The organism is Achromobacter marplatensis, from assembly GCF_002209535.1.
In the GTDB taxonomy this organism is placed as follows: Bacteria; Pseudomonadota; Gammaproteobacteria; order Burkholderiales; family Burkholderiaceae_B; genus Achromobacter; species Achromobacter marplatensis.
Map to the genome: position 1 here is coordinate 371354 of NZ_NJIG01000002.1, position 14840 is coordinate 386193.

A 14840-nucleotide genomic window follows, 5' to 3' on the forward strand; every position below is an offset into this window, starting at 1 on the left:
TTAGCCGGGCGATCAGGCGGCGTCGCGTTGCGCGGCGTCGCGCGCCACCAGGCTCTTCAGGCCGTACAGGCGTTCGCGATGTAAGGTCGTGGACAGGGGCTCGGGCTCGCGGCCCAGCGCGACGTAATCGGCCGGAATTTGGGCGATGGCTTCGCGCATGCGCTCGACGTTGCCTTGCCACCATTGCACCAGCATCCGGTCCGGGTTGTAGACATCCAGCCCTTGGCGGCGCAATTCCGACCGGTTGAAATCCTTCAGGTTCCAGGTGGCGATCTGCACGACGGGCGGCTGTTGCAGCCCGCAGCGCGCGCGCCGCGCCAGGCCGGCCGCGATCACGTGGAAGTCTTTCGGGTCGCTGTAGCGCAGCGACGCTTCGTAGACCTGCGTGTCGGCTTCGTTGGCCTCGGGAAAGCGCGCGTTCATGTCGGCCCAGAATTCCGCCAGCACTTCCGGCGGGATGTCCCAGATGCGTGAGGCGTTGCGGCGCCATTCTTCGCCGATGCGTTCCGTCCAGACCGGAATGAACACGCCAGCCTCGGCCAGACGCAGCAGCAACCGGCGCAGAATGCCGGACATCAGCACGCAGGCGTCCAGGACGATGAAGGGGGCGGGGGCGGCAGGAGCGGTCAAGATGGGAATGTGAAAGGCCAAGGCCTTCGAACGGCAAAAATAGTGGTGCCCGAGACCGGAATCGAACCGGTACGGCCTTGCGGCCGAGGGATTTTCTTACCACTTCGGCTTTCGCCGCCAGCGCGGGGCGCTGTTCGTGGTCTGGAGCACGCCTTCACCATAGCCTTGCGGCCTTAGGTGCCCGCCGTCTGCTCTCTACACCTTCCCCGGTTTTTCAACCGGGGCTTGGCTCGGCGTTGGCTCGGAACGGGTCCAGGGCGTTCGCCGAATTTGACGGGCTACACCTTTGGAGTTTCCTCCAAAGGGCTCAAATTAGTTTAAGTCCCTTGTGTCTACCAATTTCACCACTCGGGCGTTGCGCGGCTCATGCAGGGCCGGCAGCGGGCGTGACTATACCATCTTGGGCGCAGGGATATTGTCGCGCCCGCGGCAAACCGGGGCAACCACGCGCCTACTTCCGGCCGAACAAGCGGCCCAGGAACCCGCGCGGCGCGGCAGCGGCATCTTCCGCCGCCTGGGCGCGGCGCAGCGACAGGTCCTGGTATTCGGGTTTGCCGTTCTGCTGGTACGAGGCCGCTGCCTGGCGGAAGGCCATGGCCGATTCGGCATGGCGCTTCAGGTGGCCGTAGATTTCGCCGCGCGAAAACATGGCCCAGCTGCGGTAGTCGGGATCCAGCCCGATCAGGCGGTCGCACGCGGCAAGCGCTTCTTCCTGTTGCTTGGCGGCAATCAGCGCGTTGATGCGTTCGGCGTGCAGGGGGCCGCTGTCCGGCCACTTCGTGAGCGCGCGGTCGGCATCGGCAACCGCCTCGGCGCCACGGCCCAGGTTCGTCAGCGCGTCGATGCGGACCCGGCGCCACTTCAGCCAGTCGGGGTCCAGCGAAATCGCCACTTCCGACAGCGGCAGGGCTTCGGCGTAGCGCTCCAGGCGGGTCAGCATGTCGGCGGCGTTGCCCGGCAGGAAATCGTTGTCGGGCGCAAGTTCATAGCCGCGCAGGTAGTAGGCAAGCGCGGCTTCCCAGTTGCGCTGGTCTCGCTGCGCGTTGCCGGCGACGAAGAGCAATTGCGCGTCGCCGCTGTTCATCGGATCCAGCCCTTGCAAGGCCTGCTCGGCCAATTCAGGGTCGCCGCTGCGCACGTATTCGCGTGCCTGTTCCTTGCGGCCTTCCCAGCCGTTGTCCGACAGCGCGTCCAGATGCCGCCACAACGGCACGGCCTCTTGGGCGCGGCCCAGGCGGTGCAGCGACCGCGCCTTGCCTTCCAGCGGCCAATCCCAATCGGGTTCGCGGCGCAGCAGGCTGGTCCATTCTTCCACCGCGTCTTCATGACGCTCCAGCGCTTGCAGGCATGACGCCCGGTTGTGCTGGATGGCGTTTTCCTCGCCCAGGATGGCGCGGGCGCGGTCGAACATCGCGATGGCGTTCTTCAGGTCGCCCAGGCGGCGGTAGTTGTTGCCCGCGTCATACAGGAAGCCGCCGTTGTTGGGCGCAAGCGCCACGGCGCGCTGATGGTAGGGCAGGGCGTCCTGGTAGCGGCCGGCGTTGTGCAGGTTGGAACCGATGTAGCAATGCGGGGCCGCGGCGGACGGCCGCAGCTGGGAGGCGCGGGCCCAGCATTCGATGGCGTCTTCCAGCCGGCGATCGTTGATCAGCAGATAGGCTTCGGACATCATCAAGCCGAAATGCGAGGGCGCGCGCTGCCGTGCGTCGCGCAGCAGGCGCCAGGCTTCCTGCTGTTCGCCGGCGTCATAGAGCGCGGTGGTGCGCACGCGCAGGGCGTCGCTGCACTGCGGGTCCAAGGTCAGCGACCGGGCCAGGTCGGCATCGCGCAAGGCGTGGGCGCTGCGCTTGTCGTGATAGCGGGCGCGCAGGGCCCACATCACCGCGGACCCGGGCTGTTCGCGCACGCCCTGTTCGCACAAGGCGAGCATCTGCGCGTGGTCGTGGCCGTCGTCGGCGCGGTGGATGGCTTCGATCAGACTGGACATGCGGGGTGTTCCGTATTCAAAAGGGCGGACTAGCGCGCAAAGGCGCTGGTGTCGTGGCGGCAGCTATAGGGGCGGTCGGCTTGGGCGATATCGTCGCTGCCGCACTGCCAGCGGCGGATGCCGCCGCCTTTCTTCTCCGAGCGCAGCTCCGGCAGGTACATCAGGTGCTTGCCCGCCAGCGTGGGAAAACCGTCCTCGCGCGGCGTGCCGGCAATCGTCAGCCGCAGCACGCCGTTGACGGGGTTCATCTCCAGCTTGGAAAAGCCGCTGTTCTGCAGCGATTCCTGGGTCATGCCGATATCTTCCAGCGTTGCGGGAAAGGCCTTCTTGCTGCGATAGTGGTTCTCGACCAGCATGCGGATGGGGTCGGACACCAGGTCAAAACGGCGGACGTCGGCATGCAAGGGGTTGTCGCTATCGTCCCCGCTCATGACGCCCACCCCGATGACCACGCCGCCCAGCACCAGCGCCAGGACGCCGAACACGAAGAACAGGAACTTGCCCGTGCCGGTGACTGCGGGCGCCTTGGCGACGGCTGCCTGCACCGCACGCGGGTGCGCCCGGCTGGCGACGACGTGCGTGCCGGCCAGGGCGTTGTGCATCGCCCGTTCGCCGAAGATGGCTTGCTGGATATGGTGGAACAGGCCCGGCAGCGCCAGATTCAGCGTGTACTTCAGCGTGTGCCGCCATATTGAACGGGCGAGGCCAGGGGCCTGCCCCTTGCGGTTCACCACAAGCAGTTTCAACAGGCGTTTGCCGGGGGACCCATTGGTCCACGCGTCCATGAAGGCCGGCAGCAGCCAGCCGATCAGCCCGGCCAGTACCAGCAGCAGCACGGGCCGGGGCTCGCCGGTCAGACCCTCGTAGGTAAGCGAGGCGGCCCAGATCAGGGTGAATATCGCCGCCACCATGAACAGGCCGTCGATGGCGGTGGCGCCCAGCCGGACCCAGATGCTGGGGAAGACGGGTGCATTCTGCGCCGGGGCCGCCCGCTTGGCGGGGGCGGATGCAGGCGCTGCCGCTTTGACCGGCAATGGCGCTTGGCAACTGAAGCACAGGGTATTGGAGGCCGGGTTCTGCCAGTTACAGCGTGGGCATTGCATGGGGGCGCGTGATCCGCAAAACGAAGGCCGCTGAGCGGCCGGACTGCGGATCATACCCAGGTCCTGCGTGCGGGAAAACCCCGATCCCTCCCCGGGCGGGCAACGCGGGACACTTCCTGCCATGAAGCCTGTCCAGCCTGTCCCGCCAGCCCCCCGTGATATCGACCCCGTATCGCTTCGATTGTTCTTGTCCGCCTTGGAAGAAGGCAGCCTGGCCCGCGCCGCCGCGCGCGAAAACATCGTGCCGTCCGCCGTCAGCAAGCGCATGTCCGAGATGGAAGAAGCCTTTGGCGTGCCCCTCCTGGAGCGCGGCGTCAAAGGGGTGCAACCCACGCCGGCGGGCAACGCACTGGCCACCCATGCGCGCCGCCTGCTGCAGGACATGGACCGCATGCATCGCGAGATGGCGGGGTTTGCGACCGGCGTGCGCGGCCATATCCGGCTGGCCGTCAGCGTGGCGGCCCTGTCGGGCGAGCTGCCCGCCCAGATCCAGTCGTTTCGCCGGGCCTATCCGCAAATCGATATCTCGCTGGAAGAAGACACGACCCAAGCGGCGTTCCGCGCCGTGCTGGACGGCCACGCCGATGTGGCCGCCGGGTCGGATTTCGGCCATGACGGCTTGCAGGTGTTCGCCTGCGGCCATTGCGAGTTGGCGGCGGTGGTGCCGGGCCAGCACCTGCTGGCCGACCGCGAGACGCTGGATTACGCGCAATTGCTGCCGTTTGAACAGATCGAGCTGAACCGCGACAACGGCATCAGCAGCGTGTTTGAACAGGCCGCGAGAGACGCGGGCGTGATGCGGCGCATCAGCGCGCGGGTGAGTTCGCACGAGACCATCTGCATGCTGGTCGCGCGCGGCATGGGCGTGGCCGTGGTGCCGCAGTACCTGAAGGCGCGCCTGTCGCACCTGGACATCCGCTTCGTGCCGTTGACTGGCGCGTGGTCCAGCACGCCGATCTGTATTGCAGTGCGGGATCCGGATGCCCTGTCGCCCGCCGCCCGGGCCTTGCTGGCCCATTTGGGCGTGCTGCCGGCGGGCGAGCGTTAGGGGCAAACCCGGACGTTCCCAAACGAGAATGCCCCCGTGCTGAAAGACCGCTACCCCGAAGACGGGCAGGCCCGCGATGATGGACGCATTCGCGGGGCGGCATGACGGTCTTCTGACCTGGCCGGCACGCATCCGACCACCCGGCAGGCAGAGGAAACGTTGATGAGCGCAGCACCGGCTTCACCCTTCATGGATAGTTCTGAGTTGCCCCTGCGGGGAATCAAGGTGCTGGAACTGTCCCACATGATCATGGGGCCGGCCGCCGGCCTGTCGCTGGCGGACCTGGGCGCCGACGTGATCAAGGTGGAGCCCATCGACGGCGACCGCACGCGCCGCCTGAAAGGGTCGGGCAGCGGTTATTTCCCGGTGTTCAACCGCAACAAGCAGAGCCTGGCGATCGATCTGAAATCGCCTGAAGGGCAGGACGTGGTGCGCAAGCTGGCCCTGCAGACCGACATGGTGGTGGAGAACTTCCGCGATGGCAGCCTGGCGCAGTACGGGCTGGACTACGAGTCCCTGTCGGCCGAAAATCCGGGGCTGATCTATGTGTCGTTGAAGGGTTTCCTGTCGGGCCCGTACAAGCATCGCACGGCGCTGGATGAAGTCGTGCAGATGATGGGCGGGCTGGCCTATATCAACGGCGGCGCGGATACGCCGCAGCGCGTGGCGGCGTCCGTCAACGACATCCTGGGCGGCACCTTCGGGGTGGTGGGCGCACTGGCTGCGCTACACGACCGCCATGCTACCGGCCGCGGCCGCCATGTGCGGTCGGGCCTGTTCGAGAACAACCTGCTGCTGGTGGCGCAGTTCATCGCGCAATATCAGTTGACCGGCACGGCGCCCAAACCCATGGGCGCGGAGCGCAAGCCGCCCTGGGGCGTGTACGACGTCTTCGAGACGGCGGACGGCCGCGTGTTCGTCGCCGTGGTGGGGGATGCGCAGTGGCGCAATTTCGCTCAGAAATTCCTGCCGCCGGAGTGGGCCGCCGACCCGCGGCTGGCCACGGCCGTCGACCGCGAAGCCGCTCGGTCGTGGCTGGTGCCCGGCGTGGCCGAGATCCTGAAAACCTGGAAGACCGATGCATTGTGCGAGGCCCTGGAGGCCGCCAATCTGTCTTACGGACCGATCCGCCAGCCCCATGACTTGCTGGACGACGCGCACCTGAATGCGGGGGGCGCGTTGCTCAAGACCCTGCTGCCTGACGGCAGTGAAATATCCACGGCCGCGCTGCCCATCGAATTCGACGGGCGCAAGGCCGGCAAGCGTTGCGATCCGCCCGTGCAAGGCGGCCAGACCCACGCCATCTTGCAGGGCCTGGGCCTGGATGCGGCGCGTATCGATGCGCTGCGCGCGGCGGGAGTCATTGCATGACCAGGCCATAGCGCTTGTGCCCTGTCGAGGCGGCGCTAGACCGCCAAGACATCCATCAAAGAGGAGACCCCATGATTCGAAAACTGATTGCGCTGGCCGCGTTGGCCGTCGCCTGCACGGCCAACGCGCAGGACTATCCCAACAAGCCCATCCGCATCATCATCCCGTCCACGCCGGGCGGCGGCACCGACTACATCGGCCGCCTGATGAGCAACAAGCTACATGAGCTGAACGGCTGGGCCGTGGTGCCCGAGAACAAGCCCGGCGCCGGCACCGCGCTAGGCCTGGCTGAAGCGGCGCGCGCACCGGCGCAAGGGTATGACCTGGTGATCGGCCAATCCGACAACGTCACGCTGATTCCGTTGCTGATGAAGGTGGCCTACGACCCCATCAGGGATCTGGCGCCCGTGGCCTTGGTGGCCACGACGCCCATGGTGCTGCTGGTAGCCGAGAACTCGCCCTACAAGACCTTGCCGGAAGTGATCGACGCCGCCAAGAAAGAGCCCAACAAGATCTCCTATGGCACGTCGGGCACGGGTGGCGGGGTGCACATCGCCATGGAAATGCTGCAGCACGAGGCCGGCTTCAAGATGCAGCACGTGCCGTACAAGGGATCGGCGCCTGCGCTGGCCGACCTGATGGGCGGGCATCTGCAGTTTGCCGGTTCGTCGATCTCGTCGGCGGCCTCGCTGATCAAGGCGGGCAAGGTGCGCGCGCTGGCGGTGACGTCGCCCAAGCGCAATCCCGCATTGCCGGATGTGCCGACCGTGGCCGAGCTGGGCTACAAGGATTTCAGCGTGGTGACCTACTACGGCGTGCTGGCGCCGGCCAAGACGCCCGCCGACATCGTGGCGCGCTTGAACGCCGATTTCAACAAGCTGCTGTCGCGCAAGGACGTGCAGGAGGCATTGGCGTCCCAGGGGCTGGAAACGGACCCGGTGTCCAGCGCGCAGTTCGCCGCGCTGATCCAGTCGGATATCGGCAAGGCGCAGCAGACGATCAAGAGCGCCGGCATCGTGGTGCAGCAATAGGCTGCGCAGAGGCTTGGGTACACGACAGGAGAGCACATGAACCAGGACGTCAGGCTTTGTGAGGTGGGGCCGCGTGACGGGCTGCAAATGGCCAAGGGCATGATGCCGGCGGCCGACAAGCTGCGCTGGATCCGCCAGATGGCAGAGGCGGGCTTGCGGGAAATCGAGGTGGGCAGCTTCGTCTCGCCGCGGCTGGTGCCGCAGATGGCGGACACGGGCGTCCTCCTGCCTCACGTGCTGAAGATAGACGGCCTGACCGTCTGCGCGCTGGCCTGCAATCTGAAGGGGGCCATCGCCGCCTACGAGGCGGGCGCGCACGTGCTGTCGTTCCCGATCTCGGTCAGCGACACCCACAGCCATGCCAACGTGGGCAAGGGCACCGACGCGCAGGTAGAGATGATGGCGTCGATCGTCGACTGGGTGCGGTCGCAGCCGCGCCCCATGCGCATCGACGCGGCAGTCGCCACGGCGTTCGGGTGTTCGATGGAAGGCGACGTGCCGGTGCGGCGCGTGGCGTTGGTGGCCGAGGCCGTGGCGCGAACCGGTGTCGATGAAATCGCGCTGGCCGACACCGTGGGCTATGCGCATCCGGCTCAGGTGCGCGACGTGGTGCGCGCCACGCAGGATGCGGTGGGCAGCCAACTGACCAAGCTGCATCTGCACGACACCATGGGGTTGGGCCTGGCCAATGCGCTGGCTGGCTTGAACGAAGGCATCCGCAGCTTCGATTCCTGCCTGGGCGGCCTGGGCGGATGCCCCTTTGCGCCGGGCGCATCGGGCAACATCGTCACCGAGGACTTGGTGTTCATGCTGGAAAGCATGGGCTACCGGACGGGGGTGGACCTGGGCCGGTTGCTGGCCGCGCGCGCGTTGCTGGCCGGCGCCTTGCCGCAAGAGACCCTGCGCAGCGGCGTGGCCGCGGCAGGCATCCCCAAGACGTTCCACGGCGCGGCGGCCGTGGGGTAACGGCCCGCAGGCCTAGCGGTACACCAGTACCGGCACGGTCGAGTGCGCCAGGACCTTTTGCGTCTGGCTGCCCAACAACAGGGCGGCCATGCCGCTGCGTCCGTGTGAGGTCATGGCGATCAGGTCGCAGCCTTGCGTCAAGGCGATGTCGATGATGACCTGGTAGGGCGTGTCGCTTTCCCGCATTTCAGTCGTGCAAGGCACGCCCAAGGCCTGGGCCCGGGCGGCGGCTTCTGCCAGGTACGAGCCAGCCAGTTCCTTGGCCTGGTGTTCGTAGGTCTTGCGCACGCCCTCCAGCTGCACGGTTTCCATCGATGGCATATGGAAGGAGCCGTATGCCGTCACCACGGTAACGCTGGCGCCCAATGCGCGGGCCAGGCCCAACCCTTGTTCCAGGCCGGTATTGGCCAGGCTGGATCCGTCGATGGGGATAAGAATGTGCTTGTACATGGCAACCTCCGAGGGTGGGGAGGGCGGCGCGGGTCATGGCCGCCACGCGGGGCGAGAACAACAAGTCCCATACTACGCCTGCGCTACCCGGCCCGGTAGGCGCGCGTCCGCCCGCGCCTGACGCGGATCAAGCGCCGGCCACGAAGCGTGGCCGGCCGGTCTTCACCAGCGGTAAGTGGCGGTGCCCACTACGGTGCGCTGGTCGCCGTAGTAGCAGTTGCCATAGCCGCAGTTGGCGATGTAGGTCTTGTTGGTCAGATTGCGGGCGTTCAGCGCCAGGGTCCAGTTCTTGATCTGGTAGCCGATCATCGCGTCGAACAGCAGGAACGACGGCACCTTGGCCGGCGCGGCTTCGCCGTCGCCGAAGTTCGTGCCGGTGTAGCGTGCGCCCACGCCGACCTTGATGGCGGATTCGAACCGGTAGTCCAGCCACAGCGATGCGCGATGCTTGGGTACGGCGGTGGCCTGCTTGCCGACCTCTGCGGGATTGCTGCTTTCGACCACGTCGGCCTTCGGCGTCCAGGTATAGGCGGCCACGACATTCAAGCGGGGCAGGGGTTGGAAGGTGGCTTCAAGCTCCAGGCCGCGCACCAGCACTTCGCCCTTCTGGCTGGGCATCGACTGGTCGTCGTAGGTGATGTAGTTCTTGCGGCGCAGCTCGAAGACCGCGGCGCTGTAGCTGTCCGTGCGTCCGACCGGTTGGTAGCGCACGCCGGCTTCGTATTGCTTGCCGGTTTCAGGCTTGAACGGGGTGCCGCTGACCGGATCGATGGTTGCGGTGGGGGAGAACGATTCCGAATAGCTCAGGTACGGCGCCCAGCCCGTCGGATCCACATACACCAGGCCGGCGCGGCTGGTGAAGTGGTTATCCGGAAAGCGCGTGGTGGATCCGTCTTGGCGGTTGCGCATCTTGCCCGATACGTCGTCGTACCGGCCGCCCAGGGTCAGGACCCACCGGTCGTTCCATTTGATCTGGTCTTGCAGATACACGCCGGTCTGCGCCACGCTGATGTCGGCGTCCATCCACGGCGTCGGCCGTTCGATGCCGCCCCGGCCATAGACGGGATCGTAAATCGACAGCGGGGGGGCATAGCCGCCGTTGAAGCTGACTTGGTCGATGGTGGTGCGCTGGTAGTCCACCCCCAGCAGTATCCGATGCTGCCAGTTGCCGAAGCGCAGATCGGTCTGCGCCTGGTTGTCGATGGTGAAGCTGGAAATGTTCTCTTTGCTGCCGGAGACGCTGCGCCGCAAGGTCTGATAGTTGGCCGGATCGGACGGATCTTCATTGACGGGCAGGTAGCCCAGGGACTGCACCGCGGCGTAATCCACCCGCAACTTGCCATAGCGCGCGTTCTGGCGCAGCGTCACCGCATCATTGACGCGGTGTTCGAACAGGTAGCCGACCATCCATTGCGTCTGGTCGAAATTGTCGTAATCGGGTTCGCCCACGAACAGGTCGGTGGGGATGCGGGTGCCAATGGGCGTGGGCACGAGAGAACCCACGGCCGGACGAACGCGCGTATAGGTGCCGCCCTCTTTGCGGCCGTATTGCGACAGCAGCGTCAGCGAGGTGTCGGCGGACGGGCGCCACGTCAACGACGGGGCGATGTACAGGCGATCATTGGAGATGCCGTGGGCCGGCATCTCGGAATCCAGCCCCATCGCCGTGATGCGGTACAGCCACTTTCCGTCTTCGTCGAGCGGTCCCGAAAAGTCGCCGGCTAACTGCCGTCGGGAATGGTCGCCCAACTGGGCCTGCAATTCGTGCAGGGGCTCTTCGGTCGGTCGCTTGCTGACCACATTGACGAGGCCGCCAGGGCCCGTCTGCCCGTACAGCACCGATGACGGCCCGCGCAGGATCTCGATCCGTTCCGCGCCGTAGTTTTCCGTCTGCCATATGCCCCAGTTGCCGTTGTTGCGCAGCGGCATGCCGTCCAGGTAGAAGCCGGGGGAATAGGCGTCGAAGCCGCGGATCGCGATCCAGTCGTAACGGGAATCGGCGCCGTAGGTGGTGGTGGCCACGCCTGGCGTGTAGCCCAGCGCATCCTTGAGCGTGGTGGCGCCAATGGCGCTGATGCGGTCGGCGGTGACGACCGAGATCGATTGCGGTGTTTCGAGGATGGCCGTGTCGGTCTTCGTGCCGGTGGCGCTGCGCTTGGCCACGTATCCCGTGACCGGGCTCCAGGCCGTTTCCGCGTTGGCGGTCACGTTGATCGGCGCAAGCGTCGTCACGGCTGACTGCGGGACGCGGCGCACGGTCAACGCGCCGCCGGGCAGCGTCACCACTTCCAGGCCGGACCCGGCGGTGATGCGGCCCAGCGCGTCGGTGAACGAGTAGGTGCCGCTAAGCGCGGGCGCGCTGATATTGCGGACCATTGCGGGGTCGACCGACAGCACGCGGTTGTTCTGCGCCGCGATACGGTTCAAGGCGACCGCCAGCGGCCCGGCGGGAATGTCGTAGTGCTGGGAAGTGGGGGCCGGCTGCGCAAGCGCGGCAGGGGAGACCACGGCGACGGCCACCGCAAGGCTGGCCCGATACAAAGGATGCATGACGTACAACTCCGGGTTGCTGATTTCTCGAATTCCTACCCAGAGGTGTATCGGCGCCGGAAAACCGGACAACAAAATTGTAAAAAGCGCGGGTGCAGGGTCAGGCCCGGTCCACCCAGGTCAGCAGGCCGCCGTAATGGTTGATGCGCAACGGCAACGTCGCTGCCAGCGCGGCCCAGGCCTCATCGGGCCGGTCCAGCGAAAAGACCCCCTGCACCCGCAGCCGGCCCGCCGCTTCCGACACATGCAGCGTTGCCCGCATGTAGGGGCGCAACGCCGAGGCGACTTCTGCGAGCGACGCGTCCAGCACCTCGATCCGGCCTGCTTCCCAGGCCGCCAGCGCGTGGGCCGGCGAGCCGCTCAGCCGCCGGACGCCCGAGACGTCATAGACGGCCGCCTGTCCTTCGGCCAGTTGTTCCGTTGCGCCGTTGCGCGCCCGGACCCGTACCGTATGCTCCAGCACGGCAGCCACGCTGTGGTCGCTTTCCTTCTGCACCATGTAGCGGGTGCCCAGCGCCCACACCGTGCCGTCATCGGTGCTGACGCCAAACGGGCGCGATTCGTCAGGCGCCACGGCGGCGATCAATGCGCCCCGCAGCAGCCGCACGCGGCGCACCGCGCCGGTGAATTCCAGCCGTATGCGGCTGTCCGCGTTCAATTGCAATTGGCTGCCGTCATCCAGCGTGAGGGACCGTCGCTCGCCCGTGCCGGTGACCTGGTCGCCACGCTGCCGCCATTGCTGCGCACCCAGCCAGCCGGTGCCTACTGCCACTCCCGCCAGGGCCAGGGTCTTGCCCAGGAAAAGGCGCCGTGACGGGCCCCGGACCAGCATGCCGCGCAGCGTCGCGCCGGCGGAATCCTGCGTCTGGGCCGCACCCAGCGCGCGTAACGCCTGCAGCGGGCCCGCCACGCTTTCCTGCAGGGTGGTCCAGGCCTGGGCGTGCGCGGGGTCGGCCTGGCGCCATTGCTGGAACCGCAGTTGTTCAGCGGCATCGGCGTTGCCGGCATTCAGGCGCAGCATCCATTGCACGGCCTGGCGATCGATCTCGGGGCTCATGCGTGCCCCTCGCGGCGCACGCGCAGGCAACGTTCAAGCGCCAGCGCCATGTGCCGCTGCACCGTGCGCACCGACAAGCCCATGCGCCGCGCGATGTCTTCATACCCCAGGCCGTCCAGCTGGCTATAGAGGAAGACGGCGCGCACCGCCGGAGGCAATCCGTGCAGGACGGCATCCACCCGCATCAGCATTTCCACGCCCAGCGCCACGGCTTCGGGCGAGGGCGCCATGTCGTCGGCGTGCAAGGCCAGCCATTGCAGATACGCTTGTTCCAGTTCGCGCCGGCGCCAGAAATGGAACAGCAGCCGGCGGGCGATGGTGGACAGGTAGGCCTTGGGTTCTGCGATCGCCGCCACGGGTTCGCGGCTGACGGCGGCTTGCAGAAACGTGTCGGAGGCCAGATCTTCAGCGTCTGCCTGATTGCGCAGACGAAAGCGCAGGCGGTCCACCAGCCAGGGGCGATAGTTCACGTACAGGGAAGCCAGGGCGGAATGGGCGGAGTGCTTTCCCATGAACTGAAGATCTTAAAAAATAGGAATAAGTATCATTCAGTATATAGAAAAAGGCGCGCCGCAAACAGCAGGGGAAGACCCGCAGGGCTCAGCCGCTTGCCCAGATGCTGTCTTGCGGGCCGTTGCGGGTACGCCGCCGGGCGGCGACGGCCGTCCGCCACAGGAGGGCCGCGCCCACCAGGGCCACCGCGTCTACCCCTGGAGCGCTTAGCGCCACCTGGGCGTTCCAGCCCGACAGCGCCCACGCCAGCAGAGTCGCCGCTGGAATGGCCAGCGTGGCCGCCGCGGCCGCCCGCGGCAGGGCCGTGGCGGCACGGGCCGGCCCCAAGGCAAATGCGGCGCCGGTAAATCCCAGAAAGGTCAGGTAATAGAGCGCCCAGGCCGGGCCCTCCACGAAACGCGCCGCGGCGATCGCCACTGAAACGCCCGCGATGCAGCCCATGCAGGCGCCCACGGTCAACGCCCCCATGGCGCGGACATCCCGGCGCTGCGTGACATTGCCCGACGCGCCTCGCGCCCGTTTGCGCCGCGATTCTATCCAGAGCAGGTTGCCCGTGTAGAACAGAAAGGCGCCGGCCAGCCCCAAGACGAAGTAACCCCAGCGCACGGGTTCGCCGCCATAGCTGCCGAAGTGCAGGGCGAAGAATCCGGTCACCCAGCGCATCCACCCCTGGCCCCCCGGCCCATATTCCCGGTTCAGCACCTGGCCGGTTTCCGCGCTGACCAACAGGAACCCGCCTTCGGGCTTGCGCATGAACTGGCGGTCGTCGCGGCCTTGCAACCAGACCGTGGCGCCTGTCTGTCCATAGTGGCGATAGGTCAGCCGCAGGGGCGTGACGCCGGGTTCCTGTTCGCGAACTCGAGCCAGAAGATCCGCGACGGGCAGCATGGCGCGGGCGCCTTCCCCAGCGCGGGCTTCCCGCATCGGGCTGCTTTCCTCATACATCCGGGCCAATTGCCCGTCGTACACCAGGCGGTCTTGCACGGCGTAGATCGGGTCATGCAAGCCGAAGACCATGGCGCTCAACGCCATCGTCATATGAAAGGGCAAGCTGACGATGCCGATGACGTTGTGTGCATCCAGCCACAGGCGTTTCAGATTGGCGCCCCAGCGCAGCGCGAAGAAATCCTTGATCAGGGTGGGCCACAGCACGACCACACCCGACACCAGGGCAAGCGCGTAGAGGCCGCTGATGACGGCCATCACCAGGACGCCGGACTCCAGGTCGGCCGGAAGGCCGGCGGTGCGATGCAGCTCATCCACGAATTGCCCGATGCGGCTTTGCCGGACCGCGTCCACCTGCAGAGTGCCGTCGGTTTCCCGGCGCGCCGAAAATGTCGTGCCGGCGCCGGGCGGCTTGCCTGCCGCCCCCGGTTCTTGCCAGTGCAGAGCGGCGCCGCCGCTCGGGTCCGCGGCCAACTCCACCACGAACGCGCGGGCGGCGGCCGGGTGCGCGGCCATCACCTGGTCAATCAATGCGGGCAACTGCGGCAACGTCGTCTGCAAGCTGGCCTGGGGAGCCGACCAGCGCGCAATCGGTTCCTTGAACATGGTGATCGCGCCGGCATAAAAGGCCACGAACAGCGCCAGCCCGCTCAACAAGCCGGTCCAGGTGTGCACCTGCTTGTACGTTTTGATCAGACCGGCGCGCGAGGTTGTGCGCAACGAGAAACCGATACCAACCACCGCGACCCAAAGCGGCGGCACCATCCACATCGCGACCTGGTATTTGTTCAGGTGCATGATGCCGTCTCCGGCCAGCGCGAAGCAGGCCGGAACGAAGAACGCGAGCGTCAGGCCAGCCGTGCTGCCGGCCAGGATCCGCCAGCACCAGTCCCACGCGGTCCAAGGTTTAGCCGCCATGTCCGCCCTTGTTTCGCCGTAGCCAGATCGCGCCGTAAGGCAGGGCGATCCACGTCGCCATGGTAAGGATCAGGGCGGTGCACAGGCCCGCCGCCACGTGCATCAAGCTCGCCCAAACGCACGTGCTCAGGCCCAGGACCATCGCGCCCAGCCAGCCGCTTGCGCGCCCCAGGGGGTGCGCAAGCCACTGCTGATGGCGGGAGCTCAAATGCATCAGTGCCGCGCCCGCGACGGTGGCCGCCGATGCGCCGACCAGAATCATCGGCGTCAT

The 14840-nt window shown here is 66.8% G+C and carries 13 protein-coding genes; 4 read left to right on the forward strand and 9 right to left on the reverse strand.

The window, feature by feature from the left end:
* Positions 1-12 precede the first annotated feature (12 nt).
* From CEY09_RS05240 to CEY09_RS05250, 3 genes are all read right to left on the reverse strand, one after another.
* Positions 13-639: a PIN domain-containing protein gene (locus tag CEY09_RS05240; protein ID WP_377785523.1), complete on the reverse strand. Its 627-nt coding sequence runs from the start codon at positions 637-639 to the stop codon at positions 13-15.
* Positions 640-1081: 442 nt separating this feature from the next.
* Positions 1082-2617 (reverse strand): tetratricopeptide repeat protein, encoded by a 1536-nt coding sequence (locus tag CEY09_RS05245; protein ID WP_088587812.1) that lies wholly within the window; start codon positions 2615-2617, stop codon positions 1082-1084.
* A 29-nt stretch (positions 2618-2646) separates the two neighbouring features.
* Positions 2647-3720: an RDD family protein gene (locus CEY09_RS05250; RefSeq protein WP_234818224.1), complete on the reverse strand. Its 1074-nt coding sequence runs from the start codon at positions 3718-3720 to the stop codon at positions 2647-2649.
* 187 nt (positions 3721-3907) lie between these two features.
* On the opposite strand from CEY09_RS05250, the gene CEY09_RS05255 reads away from it, so the two are divergent.
* The 4 genes from CEY09_RS05255 to CEY09_RS05270 all read left to right on the forward strand — a co-directional run bounded on the left by CEY09_RS05255 (position 3908) and on the right by CEY09_RS05270 (position 8136).
* The gene (locus tag CEY09_RS05255) at positions 3908-4768 is read left to right on the forward strand and encodes a LysR family transcriptional regulator (RefSeq protein ID WP_234818225.1); all 861 of its coding nucleotides are present in this window, start codon (positions 3908-3910) and stop codon (positions 4766-4768) included.
* A 162-nt stretch (positions 4769-4930) separates the two neighbouring features.
* A complete protein-coding gene (locus tag CEY09_RS05260; RefSeq protein WP_088587815.1) occupies positions 4931-6139 on the forward strand; it encodes a CaiB/BaiF CoA transferase family protein in 1209 nt (402 codons plus the stop codon).
* Between the two features lie 71 nt (positions 6140-6210).
* Positions 6211-7170: a Bug family tripartite tricarboxylate transporter substrate binding protein gene (locus CEY09_RS05265; protein ID WP_088587816.1), complete on the forward strand. Its 960-nt coding sequence runs from the start codon at positions 6211-6213 to the stop codon at positions 7168-7170.
* Between the two features lie 36 nt (positions 7171-7206).
* The gene (locus CEY09_RS05270) at positions 7207-8136 is read left to right on the forward strand and encodes a hydroxymethylglutaryl-CoA lyase (RefSeq protein WP_088587817.1); all 930 of its coding nucleotides are present in this window, start codon (positions 7207-7209) and stop codon (positions 8134-8136) included.
* Between the two features lie 12 nt (positions 8137-8148).
* Here CEY09_RS05270 and CEY09_RS05275 read toward each other — a convergent pair whose 3' ends face one another.
* The 6 genes from CEY09_RS05275 to CEY09_RS05300 form a co-directional block, all read right to left on the reverse strand.
* Positions 8149-8586, reverse strand: coding sequence for a universal stress protein (locus tag CEY09_RS05275; protein WP_088587818.1), 438 nt, complete (start codon positions 8584-8586; stop codon positions 8149-8151).
* Positions 8587-8748: 162 nt separating this feature from the next.
* Entirely contained in the window at positions 8749-11136 is a 2388-nt protein-coding gene (locus tag CEY09_RS05280) for a TonB-dependent siderophore receptor (protein ID WP_088587819.1), read from the reverse strand.
* A 100-nt stretch (positions 11137-11236) separates the two neighbouring features.
* Positions 11237-12193 carry a FecR family protein gene (locus tag CEY09_RS05285; protein ID WP_088587820.1) on the reverse strand — a complete coding sequence of 319 codons (957 nt, stop codon included), beginning with the start codon at positions 12191-12193 and terminating at the stop codon, positions 11237-11239.
* A complete protein-coding gene (locus tag CEY09_RS05290; protein ID WP_088587821.1) occupies positions 12190-12705 on the reverse strand; it encodes a sigma-70 family RNA polymerase sigma factor in 516 nt (171 codons plus the stop codon). Before CEY09_RS05290 ends, CEY09_RS05285 begins: the two co-directional genes overlap by 4 nt.
* Positions 12706-12793: 88 nt before the next feature.
* Entirely contained in the window at positions 12794-14569 is a 1776-nt protein-coding gene (locus tag CEY09_RS05295) for a PepSY-associated TM helix domain-containing protein (protein WP_088587822.1), read from the reverse strand.
* Positions 14559-14840: a hypothetical protein gene (locus tag CEY09_RS05300; protein ID WP_088587823.1), complete on the reverse strand. Its 282-nt coding sequence runs from the start codon at positions 14838-14840 to the stop codon at positions 14559-14561. Before CEY09_RS05300 ends, CEY09_RS05295 begins: the two co-directional genes overlap by 11 nt.

Excerpts from the sequence above, each read along its gene's own strand:
- CEY09_RS05245 (WP_088587812.1), bottom strand. The coding sequence starts at position 2,617 with ATGTCCAGTCTGATCGAAGCCATCCACCGCGCCGACGACGGCCACGAC.
- CEY09_RS05250 (WP_234818224.1), bottom strand. The coding sequence starts at position 3,720 with ATGCAATGCCCACGCTGTAACTGGCAGAACCCGGCCTCCAATACCCTG.
- CEY09_RS05260 (WP_088587815.1), top strand. The coding sequence starts at position 4,931 with ATGAGCGCAGCACCGGCTTCACCCTTCATGGATAGTTCTGAGTTGCCC.
- CEY09_RS05265 (WP_088587816.1), top strand. The coding sequence starts at position 6,211 with ATGATTCGAAAACTGATTGCGCTGGCCGCGTTGGCCGTCGCCTGCACG.
- CEY09_RS05270 (WP_088587817.1), top strand. The coding sequence starts at position 7,207 with ATGAACCAGGACGTCAGGCTTTGTGAGGTGGGGCCGCGTGACGGGCTG.
- CEY09_RS05275 (WP_088587818.1), bottom strand. The coding sequence starts at position 8,586 with ATGTACAAGCACATTCTTATCCCCATCGACGGATCCAGCCTGGCCAAT.
- CEY09_RS05280 (WP_088587819.1), bottom strand. The coding sequence starts at position 11,136 with ATGCATCCTTTGTATCGGGCCAGCCTTGCGGTGGCCGTCGCCGTGGTC.
- CEY09_RS05285 (WP_088587820.1), bottom strand. The coding sequence starts at position 12,193 with ATGAGCCCCGAGATCGATCGCCAGGCCGTGCAATGGATGCTGCGCCTG.
- CEY09_RS05290 (WP_088587821.1), bottom strand. The coding sequence starts at position 12,705 with ATGGGAAAGCACTCCGCCCATTCCGCCCTGGCTTCCCTGTACGTGAAC.
- CEY09_RS05295 (WP_088587822.1), bottom strand. The coding sequence starts at position 14,569 with ATGGCGGCTAAACCTTGGACCGCGTGGGACTGGTGCTGGCGGATCCTG.
- CEY09_RS05300 (WP_088587823.1), bottom strand. The coding sequence starts at position 14,840 with ATGACGCCGATGATTCTGGTCGGCGCATCGGCGGCCACCGTCGCGGGC.